This window comes from Halalkalibacter urbisdiaboli (genome assembly GCF_002156385.1).
Taxonomy (GTDB): domain Bacteria; phylum Bacillota; class Bacilli; order Bacillales; family Bacillaceae_D; genus Halalkalibacter_A; species Halalkalibacter_A urbisdiaboli.
The window spans coordinates 1,183,720-1,202,178 of sequence record NZ_MVJM01000002.1 but is presented as its reverse complement, the minus strand read 5'-3'; the positions used below and the strand labels follow the sequence as shown (position 1 = coordinate 1,202,178).

Here is an 18,459-nt window from a genome sequence, read left to right as displayed (position 1 = left end):
GTGTCCAGCACTTTTTCACCATAAGGAGGAAGCGAAATGAGTTATGTTGTTGGGGTAGATTTAGGAACGAGTGCAGTTAAAGTGATGCTCATGAACAAGCAAGGCGAAGTTGTAAAGGAAGCATCAAAGTCATATCCGTTAATTCAAGAGAAATCAGGTTATAGTGAACAAGATCCAGAAGAGTGGGTAGAAAAAACGAAGCAAGCATTGCAAGAAATTGCGCAGGAAAATGCCGAGCTCGTGGCGAATATTGAAGGTGTAAGTTTTTCAGGTCAAATGCATGGCCTTGTTCTATTGGACGAAAGCCATCATGTGTTGCGCCCAGCCATTCTTTGGAATGATACGAGAACGACGAAGCAATGTCGTGACATTTATGAGGCAGTAGGAGAAGAAAAGCTGTTGCAATATACGAAAAACCCTGCACTTGAAGGCTTTACACTACCGAAGATTTTATGGGTAAAAGAAAATGAACCCGCGATTTTTGAAAAAGCGGCTGTATTCTTGCTCCCAAAGGATTATTTACGTTTCCGTATGACAGGTGAACTTCATATGGACTATTCCGATGCAGCGGGAACGTTGCTGTTAAATATTAGTGACAAAACATGGAGCGACGAAATGTGTGATGCATTAGGGCTTGATGTGGACATTTGTCCGCCACTGATTGAATCACACGGCTATGTCGGAAACGTTTCAGACGTATTTGCAAAAGAGTCAGGACTTTCAACGGAGACGAAGGTCTTTGCGGGTGGTGCTGATAATGCGTGTGGGGCGATAGGAACAGGAATTTTAACAGAAGGAAAAACGCTTTGCAGTATTGGGACTTCTGGTGTTGTTCTTTCCTATGAGCCTAGAAGTGACCTCGATTTTGGCGGGAAGGTTCATTATTTTAACCACGGTGAGGAAAATGCCTACTATACGATGGGTGTTACGTTAGCTGCTGGTTACAGCTTAAGCTGGTTTAAGGATGTGTTTGCAGAAGAGGAGGATTTTTCCACATTCGTACAAGATGTTGATTCGGTTCCTGTCGGTGCGAACGGTCTGATCTTTACGCCATACCTCGTAGGTGAACGTACACCTCATGCCGATTCCGTCATTCGTGCAAGCTTTATTGGCATGGATGCTTCCCATGAACGTAAGGATTTTGTTCGCGCTGTTTTAGAAGGGATTACATTCTCTCTTTGTGAATCGATTGAAATTTTCAGAGAAGGCGGCAAAACGATTAATACGATTGTCTCGATTGGCGGCGGTGCCAAAAATGAAACATGGCTCCAAATGCAGGCGGATATTTTCAACGCAGAAGTTCAAAAAATGGCGAGTGAACAAGGTCCAGGTGTTGGAGCAGCGATGCTAGCTGCTTATGGCTGCGGCTGGTATGACTCATTAGAGCAATGTGCAAATGAATGGTTAGAGGTCGTGAAGACGTATCAACCAAATCCAGACGCTGTCGAGAAGTATAAAGAGTTATTCTCTATTTATAAAGATGTGTATCAACAAACAAAAAGTTTGAATGAGCGAGTACAACAGTATCGCAAATAGATGTATCAGGAGGTTCTTACATGGAAAGAAAGCTTAAGTGGGGCATTATTAGTACAGCACAAATTGGTCAAAATCAATTAATACCAGCGATTCATCGTGCGAAGAATGCTGAGGTTGTGGCAATTGCAAGTCCAAATGAAAAAGTACAAGAGGTTGCAGACAGACTCCACATCCCGACTATCTATTCAAGTTATGAGGAGCTTTTAAAGGATACAAACATTGATGCCGTTTACATCCCGCTTCCGAACCATTTACATAAGGAATGGGTCATGAAGGCAGCAGACAATGGGAAGCATGTATTATGCGAAAAGCCAGCAGCCTTAACAGAAGCAGAAACGAAGGAAATGGTTGACTATTGCCGCCAACGCAATGTGAAATTTATGGAAGCGTTCATGTATCAATTCCATCCTCAGCATGACCGCGTGAAAGAAATTGTTGCAGCTGGAGAAATTGGTGAAGTGAAAACGATTGATTCAAGCTTTACGTTTTACCTTGAGGATGGAACGGGCAACATCCGACTCGATCCAAATAAGGGTGGCGGGAGTTTATATGATGTTGGCTGCTATTGCATTCATGTCACTCGTAATGTGTTAGGAGCTGAACCTGTTTCGGTCCGAGTAAGTGGAGATTTAGCTGAAGATGGGGTCGTTGATACATCACTTTTTGCTTACATGGAAATGGCTAATGGTGTTCACGTCACATTTAAAAGCAGTGTGAAAATGGCGCCATCAAGTGAGTATGAAGTGATTGGAACAAAAGGCAAAATCACTGTTCCAAGAGCGTTCCGTCCGGATGTTCAAGGTGGAGAAGGGCTCATCATCGTTGATACCGGTTCACAGCAGCGCACTGAAAGAATTGTCGCCGACCAATATGCCTTACAAGTGGAGCATTTTTCCGAAGCGGTGTTAACAGATACCGCACCTTCCTATACAGCGGAAAGCACGCTAGCAAATATGCGTGTAATCGATGCTTGTTACAAAGCATTGAAAACGGGAGAAATAGTAAAGCTATAAAATTGAGAAGAGGATGATGAGAGTCATCCTCTTTTTTTGATGATAAATTTGAAAAAAATGATGATAACTCGGATAAAAATGATGATAAATCCAAAAAGTCGCTGATAAATCGCTGATCACCTATCAAATGATGGTCTCCATTCTACCAATACAGCAAAATCTAAAGATTCATCATCGTCAAGATAATGAGGGAGGGCTTGAATGGCGGTTAATCCTTGTTTTAGCATAAAGGAAAGCACCGAATCGTGAATTTCCCCACGTTTAACGGCTTCTATATAAGACTCGACGCTCATTTTATCGGCATATTCGTGAAAATTTGGGATGCGGCACCCGGCAAGAAAACGTGTTAAACCGAGTTTTCGTACCGTTTCCTTTCGTGCCTCATATAACGCTTTAGCAATCCCACGGCCACGATAGCTTGGTCGAACGCAGACATCAATTCCGTATAAGCTATCGCCGTTTGGATTATGACTGTTTCGAATGTAGCCGTTATCTGCAACTTCTTCCCACGTATGAGGCTTACCATCATACGTAATAAGTAAAGAGGTAGCTGAGCCGACGACTTTTCCATCTATTTCAGCAAGCAGTGCTCCTTCTGGAAAGGTCTCGAGATGTGCTTGAATTTGGTCTTTGCTCCACCAAAGCTCTTCTGGAAATGGTGGTGGAAATGCTTCTTTTTGTACCTCAAGTAAACCCTTAAAATCATCCATTGTATAAGGTCTAACCGTACATTGACTCATTAATCATCCTCCTCACTTTTCTTCTCATTTTACCCAATTAATTGGCAAGCTTCAGCTACTTAGCTTTTGTTCTGTTTTCATAAAGTATGATAAGCTAAGAAAAAAGAGGTAGGGGAGAAATGAACATATGGCAAAGTTATTTCTATCTTTAGGAAGTATTATCATGGGACTGGCTGTCATTATCGGTGCTTTTGGGGCACATGGCTTAGAAGGTAAGTTAACAGAAAAGATGATGAAAAATTATCAGACAGGTGTACTGTATCATATGATCCACGGTATCGGTTTGCTTGCGGTTGGGGTTATCGCATTAAAATTAACGGCATCGAGTGCGTTAAATGGAGCGGGCTGGAGCTTTTTAATCGGGATTTTGCTTTTTTCAGGAAGTCTCTATGTTATGGCGCTTACAGGGATTACAAAGCTTGGCGCAATCACACCTATTGGTGGATTAGCTTTTATCATTGGCTGGGTGCTATTAGTTACCGCAGTAGTAAGAGGACTATAATTAGCAAAAAAAGGCGGCTCTGCCGCCTTTTTTGTAAATCCTATTCATCACGAGGAGGATATTGGGATAATTGCCCTGGTGCGTAGGCATATGGATAGTCGTACTCAAGCGGCTCGCTAAATTCTACATAATCGAGGTTAACCATAAGTAATAAGTAGTACTGTCCTGTTTCGGGGTTGCTAATAATAAGGTGATCGCGACCCGCTTCTTCTACACGTCCTCTAAAAATGCGAGCGTTCCACTCCTCATTGTTTTCAAAGGTCATATACACAGTCGCAATTTTTCCTCGATTTAGACGAAGAATGTTTTCAATGTAAGATTGCTCAATTGGTAGCATACCAGGCTGATTACCTACTGGTGCCTGTGGCTGCTGGAATTGAGGTGATCCAAACGCTGTTGCCGGAAAGCTATAAGGTAATTGAGGCTGTTGTTGGGCTTGCGGCTGTGCAAAGCCTTGCTGCGTAGGCTGTGCTTGTGCAGCTTGTGGATTCCATGGTTGTTGATACATCTTTCATCGCTCCTTTATGATTAAATTAATATGTGTTATAAACATCAGGACACACCGAGGCAAGCGGTGTATAGAAACAGTGGGATTTATACCGACCGGAGTTCCATTGTCCCCACCATTGTGCAGGGCATGAGCCTGTTGGACGGAAAAACCATAATGAATGCTCCGCGGGGTGGAACCGTTCCCCGTTAACCACCCGTCTTGCTAAACGTTTGTCACGATCACGGGCATGTTGATAAAAGTACCCTTTCTGCGTTGCTTCAAAGCCTCCAGGACTTTGAAACGTCATAGCCGAAATGGTGTTAATATTACTAAAATCAGAACATCTTACCCTAGTTCGGTTTACCATGACATTACCAGCTGTCAGCATCCCCAAGTCTCCATCACCTTCTGCTTCTGCTCGCATAAGTCTTGCTAACATATCAATATCACTTGATGACACTTTAATAACCGCCATCTTTTCACCTCCATTTAAAATTGATCGTTCATGATGTTGTGAGGTAAGGTTGAATCGGTGTTGGACCTATGTAGCTGTCATAAGCAGTGCAGTTATTTCCACTATACGTATGTCTCAAGGGTCCTATGACAATTTTATAAAAAAAAACCGCTACTTCAAAAAGTAGCAGTCTTTAATGGTTAAACATAAAAAAAGTTGGAAAGCTGTTCTTTTTTCAATAAATTCCCGACGTAGAATGAACCAAATTCACCGAAACGTGCAGACACTTCATCAAATCGCATTTCATATACGAGCTTTTTAAACTGAAGGACATCGTCTGCAAATAATGTGACACCCCATTCCCAATCATCAAAGCCAACTGAGCCTGTTATCACTTGCTTCACCTTGCCAGCATAGCTGCGACCGATCATTCCATGGCTACGCATAAGCGAGCGGCGATCCTCCATCGGTAGCATGTACCAGTTATCGTTCCCTTGACGACGCTTGTCCATCGGGTAGAAGCAGACATGCTTCGCTTGTGGAAGCATAGGGTATAAGCGTGAACGAACGTGCGGATTTTGGTAAGGATCTTCATCGCTCTCCCCAGCCATATAGTTACTTAGTTCGACAACAGACACATAAGAATAAGTAGGAATCGTAAATTCAGCAAAGCGTGTCTTATTAAAGGCGTTTTCAATTTCATTAAGCTCCTCCATCGTTGGACGAAGTAGCATAAACATCATATCAGCTTTTTGACCGACAATGGAATAAACCGCATGGCTTCCGTTTTCATTAGCCTCAACGGCTTCCCATTTTTCAATTAATTGTCTAACTTCACTTATCATCTGTTCGCGTTCTTCGGAAGGTACTGCCTTCCAAGCCGGCCAGTTCATTGTTCTGAAGTCATGTAAACAATACCAGCCATCTAGTGTGATCGCAGCTTCACTCATTTTTCTACACTCCTTTATGTACGTACCAGTTTCTTTTTTCCAAGACAAATTTACTATACCATAAATGAATTGATTCTATAAATGTTCCTGCATTACTCGGATACGAAAAAACATCCCATTTTAGTACGGTTCATACCAAGTTTGAGACCGAATCATAACAAGAAAACGGAAAGGGCATTCTTAAAATGAGTCAAAGTGAAAGCGGTTGAAGATAGACTACTTCTAATATTTCTACTTTTTAACAAACCGTTCCCTTTTATAAAAAAGAGGAGTATTCTTATAGTAGGAGTAAATCGTTTGAATGAATAGGAGGGATAGGTCGTGAATGAACTATTTACACAAATCAGTGAACAAGTAAAACGACATCAGCCAACCATTGTATTACCAGAGGGGACTGATGAGCGGATACTTGAAGCTGCTGTAAAATTGGCCAAGGACCAAGTTGTTAAGCCTATATTGATTGGAAAGAAAACAGAGATAACCCAAAAGGCGTACGAATTGGAACTTGACCTATCCGAAGTAGAAGTTTTAGATCCACATGCTTACTATGATCTCGATGCCATGGTTCAAGCTTTTGTTGAACGAAGAAAAGGCAAAGAAACAGAAGAGTCCGCTAGAGAAAAATTAATGGATGTTAATTATTTTGGAACGATGCTTGTTTATATGCATAAAGCAGATGGTCTTGTGAGTGGAGCCGCTCATTCGACAGGTGACACAGTGAGACCAGCATTACAAATTATAAAAACACAGCCTGGCATTAAAAAGACGTCTGGTGTATTTGTGATGGTTAAGGATGACAAAAAGTTCGTCTTTGGTGATTGTGCCATTAATATTGCGCCAAATAGTGAAGAGCTTGCTGAAATTGCAATTGCTACAGCGGAAACAGCGAAAGTATTTAACATCGACCCGAAAGTGGCCATGCTAAGTTTCTCAACAAAAGGCTCTGCATCCTCGATTGAAACACAGAAGGTTTCAGAAGCGACAAAACTAGCACAAAAAGCAAGACCTGATCTAGTGATTGACGGTGAGTTCCAATTTGACGCAGCCTTTGTTCCTGCGGTTGCACAAAAGAAAGCGCCAGATTCACCTCTTCAAGGCCAAGCAAATGTGTTTATTTTTCCAAGTCTAGAATCCGGAAATTTAGGGTATAAAATAGCACAGCGTTTAGGGGGCTATGATGCCATTGGTCCGATTCTACAAGGGTTAAACCAACCAGTAAATGATTTGTCGCGTGGATGTAATGCCGCCGATGTTTATAAATTGTCGCTTATTACTGCGATGCAGTCTATAAATCAAAAAGTAGCTCATTAAAGAAGGTAAGCAGTGAAAAGTTTGAAAGAACTAGTCACTGCTTGTTTTTCTTTTGACTACGTGGAAAGGTTAACTGAACCTCTGCGCCTTGAGGCTCCCGATTACGGATATCGATTGTTCCGTGATGGGCTTTCATAATATTGAACATGATCATTAGTCCGAGTCCTGTTCCGTTTTCCTTCGTTGTAACAAACGGTTCACCGATTTTAGCAAAGACAGAAGACGGGATTCCGGAGCCTTCATCTTGAATCAGCATGTACACATGCTCCTCATCACAATCAATCTGAACATGAATGACGCCTTTGTTGTTCTTCATCGCCTCGGCACTATTTCGAATAATGTTCATAAATAATTGTTTTAGTTGAATTTCGTCACCTAATACTTTAGGAACTTCCTGTGGTCCTTCATAGGTCAGAACAATTCCTTGCTCCTTTAATGGATGAACATACAGTTGAAATACATCGTGAAAAACATCAAAAAGTTGAACCGCTTTCATTTGAATGTCTTTCGGTTTGGCAATGAGTAATAGTTCCGATGTAATCATCTTCATGCGATCAAGCTCTGTTAAAATGAGTTGTTTATGCTTTGAGAAATTCTCAGTTTTTTCATCTGTTATCTTGATTAACCCCATAACGACGGTTAATGGATTACGTAATTCATGAGCAATACTTGCTGCAAGCTTTCCCGCTGTAGCTAGCTTTTCATTCCTTCTTAAAAAATCCTCTGTTTTCATTTTTTCAGTTAAATCTTGAATAAGGACGAGAGTAATACTTTCATGCTCGTGGCCTGTATTGATTGTAGTTAACGAAAGGTTAACATGGATTTGTTGTCCGCATTTATTTCTCATTGTAACATCTAGCCTATTCATTTCCGTTGACTGTATTTGAAAATGGAAATCAAAATCCGCAGCATGTTTTGAAACAATCTCCTCTGGCTCCCATCCGAACAATGCTGTGAACGCTGGATTCACTTGAAGAATAACACCATCTTGATTCAAAATCATGACAGCCTCATATGTCCGATTAATAAAAGAATCCAAGCGCAGTTCGGTTGACTTTAGGCGTTGCTTTGCAAGTAACTCACTTTGCTGTGCCCGTTTCCAGAGCATTTTCGTCATGTTGACATGATATAAAAAGAAAACAACAATTAATAAGCAAAATAGTAAAAAGTACGTATAATCGTACCTCACTATATTTCCAATCATCAAATCAAACTGTCTTTGAAAAAAGTAAAAGAGGAGAAGACTTGCTAACAGTCCTGAAAAAAGAACGGCTTCGTACCTTTGATATAGAGAGCTAAGAATGATGCCAAGAAAGATAAATAAGTAATTAATAAGTTCGGCATGCATCACATTTAACACATAAAAATACATAAAAATGCTGCAAATCATTATATACATCATTAAATATTCATGTTTTACAAAGTAAAGGAGTAAGGTGGCGCCAAGACAAATAGCAAGTCCAAAAGGTGGCCATAGTACATTAGGGTCAAATAATAAATTTGTTAAAATGGCAAAGCCATATGAAATCCATAAAATTTTGATCATAAGCCAGTTTCTTTGATTAATGAAGTCCAAGGGAACGTCTCACCCTTCTATTACAGTATCCATCATCATCATACAATACCTTTTTCCGTTTTTGTAGGAAAAAAAAGTAAAAAGGTGAAATGTTATGTCATATTGTATGAAAGCGGATATAATATTCGCTAGAAAAGTGAATCAATTAGCTTCATCTGGGAAAAGACTTTTTAACTCCTTCATCCCAATGGCCTTTAAGGCGGATATTTCCTCATCAGTAAAGCGTTCATGTAACAAAGTTAGTAACGCTTCCTGTTCCTCCTCCGTTAATCCATTCTGAATCGCACGATAAATATGAAACAGTTCGGTGATGGTAAAATGGGTGAGAATAACGTCAAGGGCTTCTTCCTTCGTTGTAAACACTAGTTCTTGGTCTTGTGAAGACTTTGCTTGAGCGATATTCATTTGAAAAAACGATGTTGGAAAATAAGCTGAGCTAAACAGGGATGCAAATGTCATCCACAAAGCAGCTACGCCAATAAACATTGTTTTACGCATGACAAACTCCCTTGTATGATCTGTTGCAATTACGCAAAGGTGCGGTGCAAGAATACTATGCCCTAAAATCAGTTTTTCATTTCGCCGTTTTTATTAGAGGTCTACCCGGAAAGAATATAGATTGAAACAAACAAGGGGATGCCCCAGAAGGTTAAGAGAAACCTTTTGGGACATCCCCCAATCGTTCTTCTTACGCTAAGCAACGTTCGTTTCTAAGCGTAACACGTGTGAGATTCTGTTCGTAAAGCAGATGCTCTTCATTGGTGAAAGACGACGTTGTCAATGTAGCACCGAAGTTATGCATCGTTTCAAGCATTCTAAGTAGGATATCGTTTACTGTATAGCGTTTCCCGAGAAGCTCTGATAAAGAGGCCATCGTCTCGGGGATAATGGAAGGTGTTGTAAACTTTGTTTCAGCTTGCTTAATCGCTTCAGTATAAAAATCACGTACAAGGGCAGCACGCTCTGAGCCGCTTCCTGAAACACAAAGGTAGATTTGAACAGCGATACCACCACGAATCCGTCGCTGTGAAATGCCGGCGAATTTTTTTCCATGAATGCTTAAATCATAGCTTCCGGGACAGTAGGAACCGACAATTTCTTTCGCTTCAATAGGATCCGTCGTATCAGCTTTAAGCATATGTTTGATAAATGTATACATGAGGTCATAGCCTGCATCAATCGATAAATGGCGTTCCTCTTTCAGAATAAGTGAGAGGTTTAATACTCCTGAATCAAGGACCACAGCAAGTCCGCCAGAATTGCGGACAATGGCATCATAGCCATGTTCGGTTAAAAAGGAAATTCCGTCTTGAATATAAGGAAGGCGACTATCTTGTGTTCCTAGCACAATCGTATCATGATGAACCCAAGCTCGAAGTGTAGGTGAGGCCTGCTCTTGTCCAATTAGCGTACAGAGTGTATCGTCATATGCAAACGATTGGAGTGCATGAAAGGACGGACCAAAGCTTGTATGATCAAGAAATTTCCATGCTTGCTTAAAAACATCGTTCATGATTGATCTCCTTCATTAGTGTAATAACTATTATAGCACATCACTTTCTCATTGCTCTTCATCAGGTTTATGTTATACTTTAGGTTGGTAAATTGTAAACTATCACATAAAAATAGATGAGTTATCATATAGAAAGGAAAGGAACCATGGCAAACGAATTTCGGATTTGTGATGAATGCCAAGCAACGAATATTAAAACGTTGGTGCCTCGTCTAAAGAAGGTTGATCCAGGGGCAACGATTGATATTCGCTGTCAGTCATATTGTGGACCAGGGCGGAAAAAATCCTTCGCGTTCGTGAACAATCGCCCAGTTTCAGCACCAGATGAAGATCAATTACTTGAGAAGGTGCAAAAAAAGATAAAGAAATAAATGGCATGAGTTCGGAGTGAATCGAACTCATGCCTTTTCTATGGAATGATTCGAGCATAGTAAGGGGGAGGATGGATGGACATCCAAGTTTCGGCAGCTGGTGCCTTAATAGGGCTAATACTGGCGATTGTTATGATTTTAGAAAGAGCAGCACCCGTTTACGCGTTGTTAGGAGGAGCGCTTATAGGTGGAATGGTTGGAGGTGTCTCGGTTGTTCAGACTGTGAACTTAATGATTGACGGGGCATCAGGGATGATTCCTGCTGTCCTACGCATATTAGCGGCAGGGGTTTTAGCAGGTGTATTAATCGAATCAGGTGCTGCTGCTACGATTGCGAATGGGATTGTTAATAAAATCGGACAAACGCGCGCGTTATTCGCCTTAGCAGTTGCTACAATGATGTTAACGGCTGTCGGGGTGTTTGTCGATGTGGCGGTTATTACCGTAGCACCGATTGCACTTGCGATTGCAAGAAAGGCGGAGCTCTCAAAAACAGCCATACTGTTAGCGATGATTGGGGGCGGTAAAGCCGGAAATGTAATGAGCCCTAATCCAAATGCAATTGCAGTAGCAGAAGCGTTTCATGTCCCACTTTCTTCGGTTATGGCAGCGGGGATTATACCAGGGCTGTTTGGCCTTATCGTTACATATGTATTGGCAAACCGATTATCGACGAAAGGAATGGCTGTCGAGCGTGCAGAAATCGAAAGTCAAACAGAGGATACAAAGCCGTCTTTTCTTGTAGCTGTCGCCGCACCTATCATCGCCATCATATTACTAATGCTTCGTCCGCTGTTTAACATTGTCATCGATCCAATGATTGCTCTGCCGATTGGAGGCATACTAGGTGCCATTATGATGGGGAAGTTTCGAAGTCTAAATGAATATGCCGCAAAAGGCTTAAAGAAAATGACCGGGGTTGCGGTTTTGTTAATAGGAACTGGTGCAATTGCTGGAATCATTTCAAATTCGGGTTTACGACATTTGCTTATAAACGGGTTAGACAGTTTAGGGTTACCAGCGTATGTGCTAGCACCAGCCTCAGGAATGTTTATGTCAGCAGCAACGGCTTCCACTACTGCGGGATCAGCTGTTGCGAGCAGTGTATTTGGGGCAACAATTTTGGATGTAGGAGTGGCGAGCTTGGCAGGTGCCGCAATGATTCATGCCGGGGCAACCGTTTTTGACCATTTACCGCATGGAAGCTTTTTTCATGCTACGGCGGGGAGTGTCGCGATGCAGGTAAATGAGAGACTTAAGCTGATCCCATACGAATCTCTCGTTGGCCTTGCTATCGCGATGGTTTCAACTGTCATATTTGGCGTGTTTAAGTGGTTTTTGTAAGATGATTCGATCGAAAAGGTAGGGATAGCTATGAAAAAAATTGTAATCGCACCAGACTCATTTAAAGAAAGCTTTTCAGCAAGGCAAGCTGCAGTAGCGATCGAGACCGGTTTTAAACGGATATTTCCTGAAGCTATTTATGAGAAGATACCGATGGCGGACGGGGGAGAAGGGACGGTTCAATCGCTTGTTGATGCATGGAACGGAACACTTCAGCATGTTGAGGTTGTTGGTCCACTTGGTCATAAAATAACGGCTAGCTACGGACTTTCCGGGGATAGCAACGTCGCAGTAATCGAAATGGCCGCAGCCTCTGGCCTGCACCTAGTCCCACGAGAGAAACGGAATCCACTTTATACAACGAGCTACGGGACAGGGCAATTAATCGTCGATGCCTTGGAAAAAGGAGCTCAGCATATCATTCTCGGGATTGGCGGGAGTGCGACAAATGATGGGGGAGCAGGATTAGCCCAGGCGTTAGGCGTTCAGCTGAAAACAAGAGAGGGGGAGGCTATTGCATATGGGGGAAGTGCTCTCTCTACATTACATGAAATCGACCTTTCAATAATCGATCCTCGTTTACAAGATGTGACGATTGAGGTTGCTTGTGATGTCGATAACCCATTACTAGGACCAGAAGGAGCCGCAGCCATCTATGGACCTCAAAAAGGGGCTACTGACGAGATGATTGAAACGTTAGACCAGTGTCTTGCTCACTATGCTACGATTATCTATGAGACAACAGGGAAGGACGTTCGCCAGCGCGCAGGTGCAGGTGCTGCCGGGGGCTTAGGTGCGGGGCTGCTAGCGTTTCTTGATGTTCGCTTAGAACGTGGTATAAACCTCATTTTAGCAGCAACGAAATTCAGCGAACGTATGAAAGGTGCTGACCTAGTCATTACAGGTGAGGGGCGCTTAGATCGGCAAACCGTTTTCGGAAAAACGCCTATTGGCGTCGCAACAGCAGCAAAGCTAGAAAGCATTCCAGTTATTGCGATTGCCGGACAGCTAGCACCAGGTCACGACGTCATTTTTGAACACGGAATTGACGCAGCCTTTTCGATAGTCCCGAGTGTGATCTCATTAGATGATGCCTTTGAAAATGGTTTACTCTACTTAGAACAAACAGCAACCAATATCGCAAGAACGTTAAAATTAAGGAAGTGCTTGCAATGACTCCGTTCGCTAGACGATGAGAACCCCACTTACTTAAAGGGCACTGAAAAAGGGAAACCCATCCTTTTTCAGTGCCCCACTCACTGTATGAAGGCTGTGCCAACAACCTTCTGGCACAGTAAAAGATGTAACGACTCCGCACATTCCTCTTACTATCTAGGTAGCTGATGGCGATATTGCCTCCGAAGCGTGTCTAATTGTTCAAGATGCCCAATGCTTTCGTGCTGATTGTTCATACCGATGGCAATAATTAAGTTTTCCACCATAAAGGTTGGGGCAACCATCGAATGAAACTCCCATAACTCTCCTCTGCTCGTAAATAAGACGACATCTGCCTCCTTATGGAACGTAGAAAGCAGCCGATCCGTAATAACAATCGTTCGAAAGCCAATTCGCTTTGCCTCCGCTAAAATAACGTTAGCTTCCGGTAGAAGCCGAATAAAGCAAAAAAGAACAACAACATCGTCTTTACGTATATGAAGCAAATCCTCGAGCAGTTCGCTTCCGCTTCGTTGGAATCGATGAATCGATAATCCGAAACGATGAATGCGGTATTGCATCAGTTCGGCTAAACCTACGGAAGGGCCAGGTCCATACAAATAAATCCGTTCTGCCGACGTTAATGTTTCAACCGCCTCTGTAAACGTAGTAGATGAGAACTGGTTCATCGTCTCGAGAATATGATGAACACTGTTTTCCATGAAGTGATTTTGGGGATGAGTGCGATCAACCTTTGTGAGAACGTTTTTAAGCTTCCTTGCAGGGGTAACTTCTAATTGTTCCTTCGCCTTTGCTTTGAACTCTTTTAAATTTTTATAGCCAACTGCGCGCCAAAATCGTGAGACCGAAGCGATGCTTATGTCCAATTGATCGGCAATTTCCTGCTCGGTCGAAAACAACACATCATGAATGTTTTTTTGTATATATTCGGCAATTTTGTATTGGTTTTGTGACATGTTTTTCGTATCCCAATAAAAGTGAACCATTCCTTCTCTCCTTCCTAGTTTTGCCAACATCGTAGCATAAAGATCGCTCAATAAGGACGTGTATGTAAGTTTTTTTACATAATAAAGGAAAAAGATACAAAGTTTACTGAGCGTTTACAAGACAACCAAACCTTTTTAATAAACTATTTCTATACTGAATGTAAGTCCAATACAACAAGGAGGAAGAAGGAATGTCACTTCTGAAAAAAAGGTATATGCTAACGCAATCTCAAAAAATGATGGTGTTTATTTTATCAATGTCCTTATATGGTCTATCAAACATGATTACGGAACTTATACCTAAAGTACAGCTAGGCCCAATTGAACTATCCGTTGAGTACTTTGCGTTTATTCCGCTCACGCTTTGTATTCTTTTCCACCCTCTCTACGCCGCAATTGGAGCTTCACTTGGGGAAGTCATCTTTGGAGAAATTATGCTCGGGCAGTTTGGGGGTCTAGGCGAACTTGAAAAGTTTATTGCCTTCTCGCTAGCGATGTTTATTGCCGGTACACTTGTCAACGATCCGAAAAACAAACGGCAGGTCGGAATGGCTGCTATTACCGGAGTAGCGATTCACCAAATGATTTCGGCGATGGTTGATATCGGAAAGGTATGGATTGGAGTGGAAGAGTTAGAGGCGGTCCCAGGCTTAGCGGAAAGCATTGTTATAATCGAAGGGGTTTCATTCTTAAATGATGTTCTATTTTCAGGGGTTTTGTTTGCCTTACTCCCGACTATGTATTTAGTGCCTCGACTATATGGAAAAGTTGAGCCGCTCCTCGGGATGAAGCCAAGGGATAATACGGTTCGTTACTCGCTCACGGAAATTATGACGCCGCGTTTAATTGTAGGTACCATTATTCTAGCTTTTATTGCGATGATTTCAGAATTTTTGGCTGAGGCTGATATGGCATTAATTGAATGGGATGCTGATTTCGTTGAGGTGTATGGAGATTGGTTTATTTGGGTGAGTATTGCCGTAGCGGCTGTCATTAGTATGCTTGTTATCGCCCTCATGATAAGGAAAAGGAAAGATAGTGAAAGTGAGTCGCGACATGCAGGATAATACATTCATTCATTTAGAGGATGTTACGTTTACATATCCTGGTGGGGAAAAGCCAGTATTAAAAAATGTTTCCTTATCGATTGAACGCGGAGATTTCGTCGCCCTTATTGGAGGAAACGGTAGTGGAAAAACGACACTATGTAAAACATTAAATGGCTTAATTCCTCACTACTATGTTGGAGATTTTAGCGGAACGGTTATGGTCAACGGAGTAGGAACAACCCAAGCAAAAGTGGCAGAAATGTCTAAGCATGTCGGATATGTATACCAAGACTTTGAAAATCAAATTATTCGTCCAACCGTGCTTGATGATGCTAGCTTTGCCCCACTTAATTATGGGATTCGTTCGTTTCGTGAACAAGGTCAAAAAGCATTACAGCTTACCGGATTACAGCAGTATGCGAGTGAATTTGTGTGGCAGCTTAGTGGTGGGCAAAAGCATTTATTAGCTTTAGCGAGTGCGATGTCATTAGATCCAGATATATTAATTATCGATGAGCCAGTCGCCCAGTTGGATCCGCAGCATGCGCGAGACATATATGACATATTAAAAACCTTTAATGAACGGGAGCAGAAAACGATTATTGTCATTGAGCATCATACGGAGTTTATCGCGGAGTACTGTAAGCATGTTGTTTTAATGGATGACGGTGAGGTGATCTGGCAGAAGCGAACGAAAGAGGCGTTGTCGCAAGTAGATGAGTTAATGAGTCGACACATTTATCCCCCTCAGGTGACACAGGCTGCTCATCGGCTGAATTATTCAACCTTGCCAGTGACGTTAGATGAGGCTGTACAACAGTTTCGATGTCCTCCTAAAGGAAATCGCGATCATGCTCTTTTAAAGCAACGGTTGAAAACGGAGGCTGTCATTGAAATCATGAATGTTAGTTTTTCCTATAAAACGGTGAATCGAACGAGGAAGCAAGTATTAGAAGATATCTCTATTAGCTTTAATAAAGGAGAGCGTGTTGCTCTCGTTGGAAATAACGGTGCCGGAAAATCATCGTTAATGAGACTAATAACTGGACTAACGAAGCCTGATCAAGGTCAAGTGATGGTGAAAGGAATTAATACTCGGGAAAGCTCCCCCGAGACCCTAGCTGAACTTGTAACGTTTATTTATCAAAACCCAGAGCAAATGTTTATCGATGATTCTGTACGTAAGGACGTTGAATTCTTTCTTAAAGCTAGAAACATCTCAGGCTATCAACAGCGGGTGGATGATATTTTAGCTCGCTTTCGCTTAACCGATTTGCAGGAGCGTGATGGACGTTTAATGAGTGGAGGGCAACAGCGTCGAGCTTCACTGGCGATAGGAGTAGCGATGAATCCTGCTGTCATGCTATTGGATGAGCCGACCGCCAATCTCGATATGGCAACGAGAAAGGATATCTTGGAAACGATGAACCAGCTAGAGGGACAAGTAGAAACAGTCATCCTAGCTACCCATGATATGGAGCTCGTTGCAGAATGGGCGAACCGAATTATTGTCATGAGTAATGGACAGATTCTTCATGACGGAAACCGAGATTCTGTTTTTGGTGACCCTGATTTGCTTGCTCAGGCGGGTTTAGTCCCACCACAAATTCTAGAACTTAGTCAGGTGCTTAACCTCGAACGACTTTGTTACACGGTTGAAGACTTTGTGGCGCTACAAAAGGAGGAGACCGCAAATGGAGTATGTTCGCAAACTGTTGGATAAGGCGTCTGTTGAGCAAGTGAAAATTGAATTACTTCATACTGCATACGGCAATGGTGATACGTTTCTGGCAAAGCTCGATCCGCGCACGTTGTTCATCTGGTATTTGTTCTTCGGCTTTACCCCATGGTTTATCCACCAAGAAACGGTGTTAATCGGAATGTTTGCGTTTGTCGTCGTTATGACCGCCATGTCACGAGTGAGTCCACTTATTATTTTCATATTATGTATGGGTTTAATTAGCCAAGCCGGTTATTTACTAGTCGCTTCGTGGTTTTTTGGTGGGAATCTTGATACGATTTTTCCGCTCATAGTTCTAACGTTAAAGGTATCGATTATTTCATTAGCAAGTATCTCAGTTTTTAGCACGATGGACCCTGAGAAATTAAGTGATGGATTGTTAAGCATTGGTGTTCCTGGACAGGTATCGTTTAGTATCGCTTATGGCTATCGAATGCTGCCAAGTTTACTAGAAGAATATCACCATGTGTTTCTATCCTTTCGTCTTCGTGGAAAAGCACCTACTAAAAAAGGCTTTTTGTACTGGAGATTGATTGTTTATTTTTCGAAGATTGCTGTACTCTCCTTTTACCCTCTTATTTTAAGTACTGCTAAACGGGCAAGAACAACTGTGGAGGCTCTTGAATCAAAAGGATTCTCGTATGCCGCAACGAAGCCTGAAGTGAAAAAAATCAAACTATCATACTTGTCATTCCAATCTCGGGATTATCTATTTCTATTCGTTTCAACCGTGTTTATAATCATCCTATTTTGGAGTGCATAGAAGGAGACGATAATGAAGATTGATTTTCATACCCATGTTAAACTCTCAAAGAAATCACCATTTTTAGCTGCGTATTTTGTAGAAATGATGCAGGAAGCAAAAGCTAGCGGCTTAGATGCAATTGCTGTGACAGAGCATTTTAACACGCTGCGCTTTCAGGACATTTACGAGTTTCTTGATCAAAATTATGATTATCGTCAGCATTACTATGAGGCAGAAGGGATGAAGGTTTTTCCAGGAATCGAAGTGGATATAAAAGAAACAGGCCATATTCTTCTTATTGGGCCAAGAGAGCACATTCTTGCCATAAGAGAAGCGCTTGAACCACATACGCATGAACAAGACTTTATACAATTTGATAGACTACTTGATTTGGTTGAAGGCTATAACATACTAAAGATAGGGGCTCATCCATATCGCTCGAGTACCCCGCTTCATCATCTATCTATTGAACAGCTTTCACGTTTGGATGCGTTTGATTTAAATGGCAAGGACCAATATTCGCAAGGACTTAAGGAAAACTATCAGCAAGTGATGGCGTTAGGAGAAAGGTTAAATATCCCGATTATCGGTGGAAGTGATACACATCATTTCTTGCAATATGGATGCATCAGCAATCGGTTTGCGCGAGCATGTGAGACGATTGAAGAGCTTCGATCAAATATTGTTGACCGTGCTTATGAAATTGAACAGTCTTCGTGCCTGTACACAAAGGTAAAAGCAGCAAAGCTAGTAAAGAAGCTATTGAAGAAAAAGCTTGAAAATGTGTCGGAAGCGCTCGATGAATTCGTATAAACAACATTAAGCTGTCTCCAAAGCCTTACGATAAGAAAGGTAAACATCCCTATAAATGTAGTAAATCCATATATCCCTATTTAATCAAGCTGCTGGGAAGGTGAATTTTACCTTCTACAGTGGCTTTTTTTAGGGCCGTCTCTTGGTTA

General features: G+C 41.9%; 19 protein-coding genes. 11 read left to right on the top strand and 8 right to left on the bottom strand.

Annotated features, from left to right (window positions below):
• The first annotated feature begins 36 nt into the window (after positions 1 to 36).
• Complete coding sequence (xylB, locus tag B1R93_RS13560; RefSeq protein WP_088104482.1) at positions 37 to 1,536, top strand: xylulokinase; 1,500 nt, start codon at positions 37 to 39, stop codon at positions 1,534 to 1,536.
• 20 nt (positions 1,537 to 1,556) lie between these two features.
• The gene (locus B1R93_RS13555) at positions 1,557 to 2,549 is read left to right on the top strand and encodes a Gfo/Idh/MocA family protein (protein WP_088104481.1); all 993 of its coding nucleotides are present in this window, start codon (positions 1,557 to 1,559) and stop codon (positions 2,547 to 2,549) included.
• Positions 2,550 to 2,665: 116 nt separating this feature from the next.
• On the opposite strand, the gene B1R93_RS13550 is transcribed toward B1R93_RS13555, so the two are convergent.
• Positions 2,666 to 3,289, bottom strand: coding sequence for a GNAT family N-acetyltransferase (locus tag B1R93_RS13550; protein ID WP_088104480.1), 624 nt, complete (start codon positions 3,287 to 3,289; stop codon positions 2,666 to 2,668).
• A gap of 127 nt (positions 3,290 to 3,416) precedes the next feature.
• On the opposite strand from B1R93_RS13550, the gene B1R93_RS13545 reads away from it, so the two are divergent.
• On the top strand, positions 3,417 to 3,791 hold the full coding sequence (locus B1R93_RS13545; protein ID WP_088104479.1) for a DUF423 domain-containing protein: 375 nt from the start codon (positions 3,417 to 3,419) through the stop codon (positions 3,789 to 3,791).
• Between the two features lie 40 nt (positions 3,792 to 3,831).
• Here the strand turns inward: B1R93_RS13545 and gerQ are convergent, their stop codons facing one another.
• The 3 genes from gerQ to hemQ form a co-directional block, all read right to left on the bottom strand.
• Positions 3,832 to 4,299, bottom strand: coding sequence for a spore coat protein GerQ (gene gerQ, locus B1R93_RS13540; protein ID WP_088104478.1), 468 nt, complete (start codon positions 4,297 to 4,299; stop codon positions 3,832 to 3,834).
• A gap of 25 nt (positions 4,300 to 4,324) precedes the next feature.
• Positions 4,325 to 4,756, bottom strand: a complete 432-nt coding sequence (locus B1R93_RS13535; protein ID WP_088104477.1) for a cell wall hydrolase — start codon at positions 4,754 to 4,756, stop codon at positions 4,325 to 4,327.
• Between the two features lie 179 nt (positions 4,757 to 4,935).
• Positions 4,936 to 5,685 (bottom strand): hydrogen peroxide-dependent heme synthase, encoded by a 750-nt coding sequence (gene hemQ / locus B1R93_RS13530; protein WP_088104476.1) that lies wholly within the window; start codon positions 5,683 to 5,685, stop codon positions 4,936 to 4,938.
• 321 nt (positions 5,686 to 6,006) lie between these two features.
• Between hemQ and pta the strand changes: the two genes are divergently transcribed.
• On the top strand, positions 6,007 to 6,996 hold the full coding sequence (gene pta / locus B1R93_RS13525) for a phosphate acetyltransferase (protein ID WP_088104475.1): 990 nt from the start codon (positions 6,007 to 6,009) through the stop codon (positions 6,994 to 6,996).
• Positions 6,997 to 7,030: 34 nt separating this feature from the next.
• Here pta and B1R93_RS13520 read toward each other — a convergent pair whose 3' ends face one another.
• From B1R93_RS13520 to lipL, 3 genes are all read right to left on the bottom strand, one after another.
• Positions 7,031 to 8,542, bottom strand: a complete 1,512-nt coding sequence (locus tag B1R93_RS13520) for a two-component system sensor histidine kinase NtrB (RefSeq protein WP_133058648.1) — start codon at positions 8,540 to 8,542, stop codon at positions 7,031 to 7,033.
• A gap of 171 nt (positions 8,543 to 8,713) precedes the next feature.
• On the bottom strand, positions 8,714 to 9,070 hold the full coding sequence (locus B1R93_RS13515) for a hypothetical protein (RefSeq protein WP_088104473.1): 357 nt from the start codon (positions 9,068 to 9,070) through the stop codon (positions 8,714 to 8,716).
• 190 nt (positions 9,071 to 9,260) lie between these two features.
• The gene (lipL, locus tag B1R93_RS13510; RefSeq protein WP_088104472.1) at positions 9,261 to 10,085 is read right to left on the bottom strand and encodes an octanoyl-[GcvH]:protein N-octanoyltransferase; all 825 of its coding nucleotides are present in this window, start codon (positions 10,083 to 10,085) and stop codon (positions 9,261 to 9,263) included.
• Positions 10,086 to 10,231: 146 nt separating this feature from the next.
• On the opposite strand from lipL, the gene B1R93_RS13505 reads away from it, so the two are divergent.
• The 3 genes from B1R93_RS13505 to B1R93_RS13495 all read left to right on the top strand — a co-directional run bounded on the left by B1R93_RS13505 (position 10,232) and on the right by B1R93_RS13495 (position 12,976).
• Entirely contained in the window at positions 10,232 to 10,456 is a 225-nt protein-coding gene (locus tag B1R93_RS13505; protein WP_088104471.1) for a YuzB family protein, read from the top strand.
• A 75-nt stretch (positions 10,457 to 10,531) separates the two neighbouring features.
• On the top strand, positions 10,532 to 11,800 hold the full coding sequence (locus B1R93_RS13500; protein WP_088104470.1) for a GntP family permease: 1,269 nt from the start codon (positions 10,532 to 10,534) through the stop codon (positions 11,798 to 11,800).
• Between the two features lie 30 nt (positions 11,801 to 11,830).
• Positions 11,831 to 12,976, top strand: a complete 1,146-nt coding sequence (locus B1R93_RS13495) for a glycerate kinase (protein WP_088104469.1) — start codon at positions 11,831 to 11,833, stop codon at positions 12,974 to 12,976.
• Between the two features lie 152 nt (positions 12,977 to 13,128).
• On the opposite strand, the gene B1R93_RS13490 is transcribed toward B1R93_RS13495, so the two are convergent.
• Positions 13,129 to 13,962, bottom strand: coding sequence for a MurR/RpiR family transcriptional regulator (locus B1R93_RS13490; RefSeq protein ID WP_088104468.1), 834 nt, complete (start codon positions 13,960 to 13,962; stop codon positions 13,129 to 13,131).
• A gap of 191 nt (positions 13,963 to 14,153) precedes the next feature.
• On the opposite strand from B1R93_RS13490, the gene B1R93_RS13485 reads away from it, so the two are divergent.
• The 4 genes from B1R93_RS13485 to B1R93_RS13470 are packed head-to-tail and all read left to right on the top strand — an operon-like array spanning position 14,154 to position 18,310.
• On the top strand, positions 14,154 to 15,029 hold the full coding sequence (locus tag B1R93_RS13485) for a DUF8171 family membrane protein (protein ID WP_088104467.1): 876 nt from the start codon (positions 14,154 to 14,156) through the stop codon (positions 15,027 to 15,029).
• Positions 15,001 to 16,734 (top strand): ABC transporter ATP-binding protein, encoded by a 1,734-nt coding sequence (locus B1R93_RS13480; protein ID WP_342587526.1) that lies wholly within the window; start codon positions 15,001 to 15,003, stop codon positions 16,732 to 16,734. The genes B1R93_RS13485 and B1R93_RS13480 overlap by 29 nt, the downstream gene beginning before the upstream one ends.
• A complete protein-coding gene (locus tag B1R93_RS13475; protein ID WP_088104465.1) occupies positions 16,706 to 17,515 on the top strand; it encodes an energy-coupling factor transporter transmembrane component T family protein in 810 nt (269 codons plus the stop codon). Before B1R93_RS13480 ends, B1R93_RS13475 begins: the two co-directional genes overlap by 29 nt.
• 12 nt (positions 17,516 to 17,527) lie before the next feature.
• Complete coding sequence (locus B1R93_RS13470; protein ID WP_088104464.1) at positions 17,528 to 18,310, top strand: PHP domain-containing protein; 783 nt, start codon at positions 17,528 to 17,530, stop codon at positions 18,308 to 18,310.
• Positions 18,311 to 18,459 lie beyond the last annotated feature (149 nt).

Bases quoted from the DNA above. Each gene is read 5' to 3' on its own strand.
- B1R93_RS13475 (WP_088104465.1), top strand. From the start codon at position 16,706: ATGGAGTATGTTCGCAAACTGTTGGATAAGGCGTCTGTTGAGCAAGTG.
- lipL (WP_088104472.1), bottom strand. From the start codon at position 10,085: ATGAACGATGTTTTTAAGCAAGCATGGAAATTTCTTGATCATACAAGC.
- B1R93_RS13520 (WP_133058648.1), bottom strand. From the start codon at position 8,542: ATGATCAAAATTTTATGGATTTCATATGGCTTTGCCATTTTAACAAAT.
- B1R93_RS13500 (WP_088104470.1), top strand. From the start codon at position 10,532: ATGGACATCCAAGTTTCGGCAGCTGGTGCCTTAATAGGGCTAATACTG.
- B1R93_RS13515 (WP_088104473.1), bottom strand. From the start codon at position 9,070: ATGCGTAAAACAATGTTTATTGGCGTAGCTGCTTTGTGGATGACATTT.
- B1R93_RS13545 (WP_088104479.1), top strand. From the start codon at position 3,417: ATGGCAAAGTTATTTCTATCTTTAGGAAGTATTATCATGGGACTGGCT.
- B1R93_RS13485 (WP_088104467.1), top strand. From the start codon at position 14,154: ATGTCACTTCTGAAAAAAAGGTATATGCTAACGCAATCTCAAAAAATG.
- B1R93_RS13555 (WP_088104481.1), top strand. From the start codon at position 1,557: ATGGAAAGAAAGCTTAAGTGGGGCATTATTAGTACAGCACAAATTGGT.
- B1R93_RS13550 (WP_088104480.1), bottom strand. From the start codon at position 3,289: ATGAGTCAATGTACGGTTAGACCTTATACAATGGATGATTTTAAGGGT.
- gerQ (WP_088104478.1), bottom strand. From the start codon at position 4,299: ATGTATCAACAACCATGGAATCCACAAGCTGCACAAGCACAGCCTACG.
- B1R93_RS13490 (WP_088104468.1), bottom strand. From the start codon at position 13,962: ATGGTTCACTTTTATTGGGATACGAAAAACATGTCACAAAACCAATAC.
- B1R93_RS13495 (WP_088104469.1), top strand. From the start codon at position 11,831: ATGAAAAAAATTGTAATCGCACCAGACTCATTTAAAGAAAGCTTTTCA.
- hemQ (WP_088104476.1), bottom strand. From the start codon at position 5,685: ATGAGTGAAGCTGCGATCACACTAGATGGCTGGTATTGTTTACATGAC.
- B1R93_RS13505 (WP_088104471.1), top strand. From the start codon at position 10,232: ATGGCAAACGAATTTCGGATTTGTGATGAATGCCAAGCAACGAATATT.
- B1R93_RS13470 (WP_088104464.1), top strand. From the start codon at position 17,528: ATGAAGATTGATTTTCATACCCATGTTAAACTCTCAAAGAAATCACCA.
- B1R93_RS13535 (WP_088104477.1), bottom strand. From the start codon at position 4,756: ATGGCGGTTATTAAAGTGTCATCAAGTGATATTGATATGTTAGCAAGA.
- xylB (WP_088104482.1), top strand. From the start codon at position 37: ATGAGTTATGTTGTTGGGGTAGATTTAGGAACGAGTGCAGTTAAAGTG.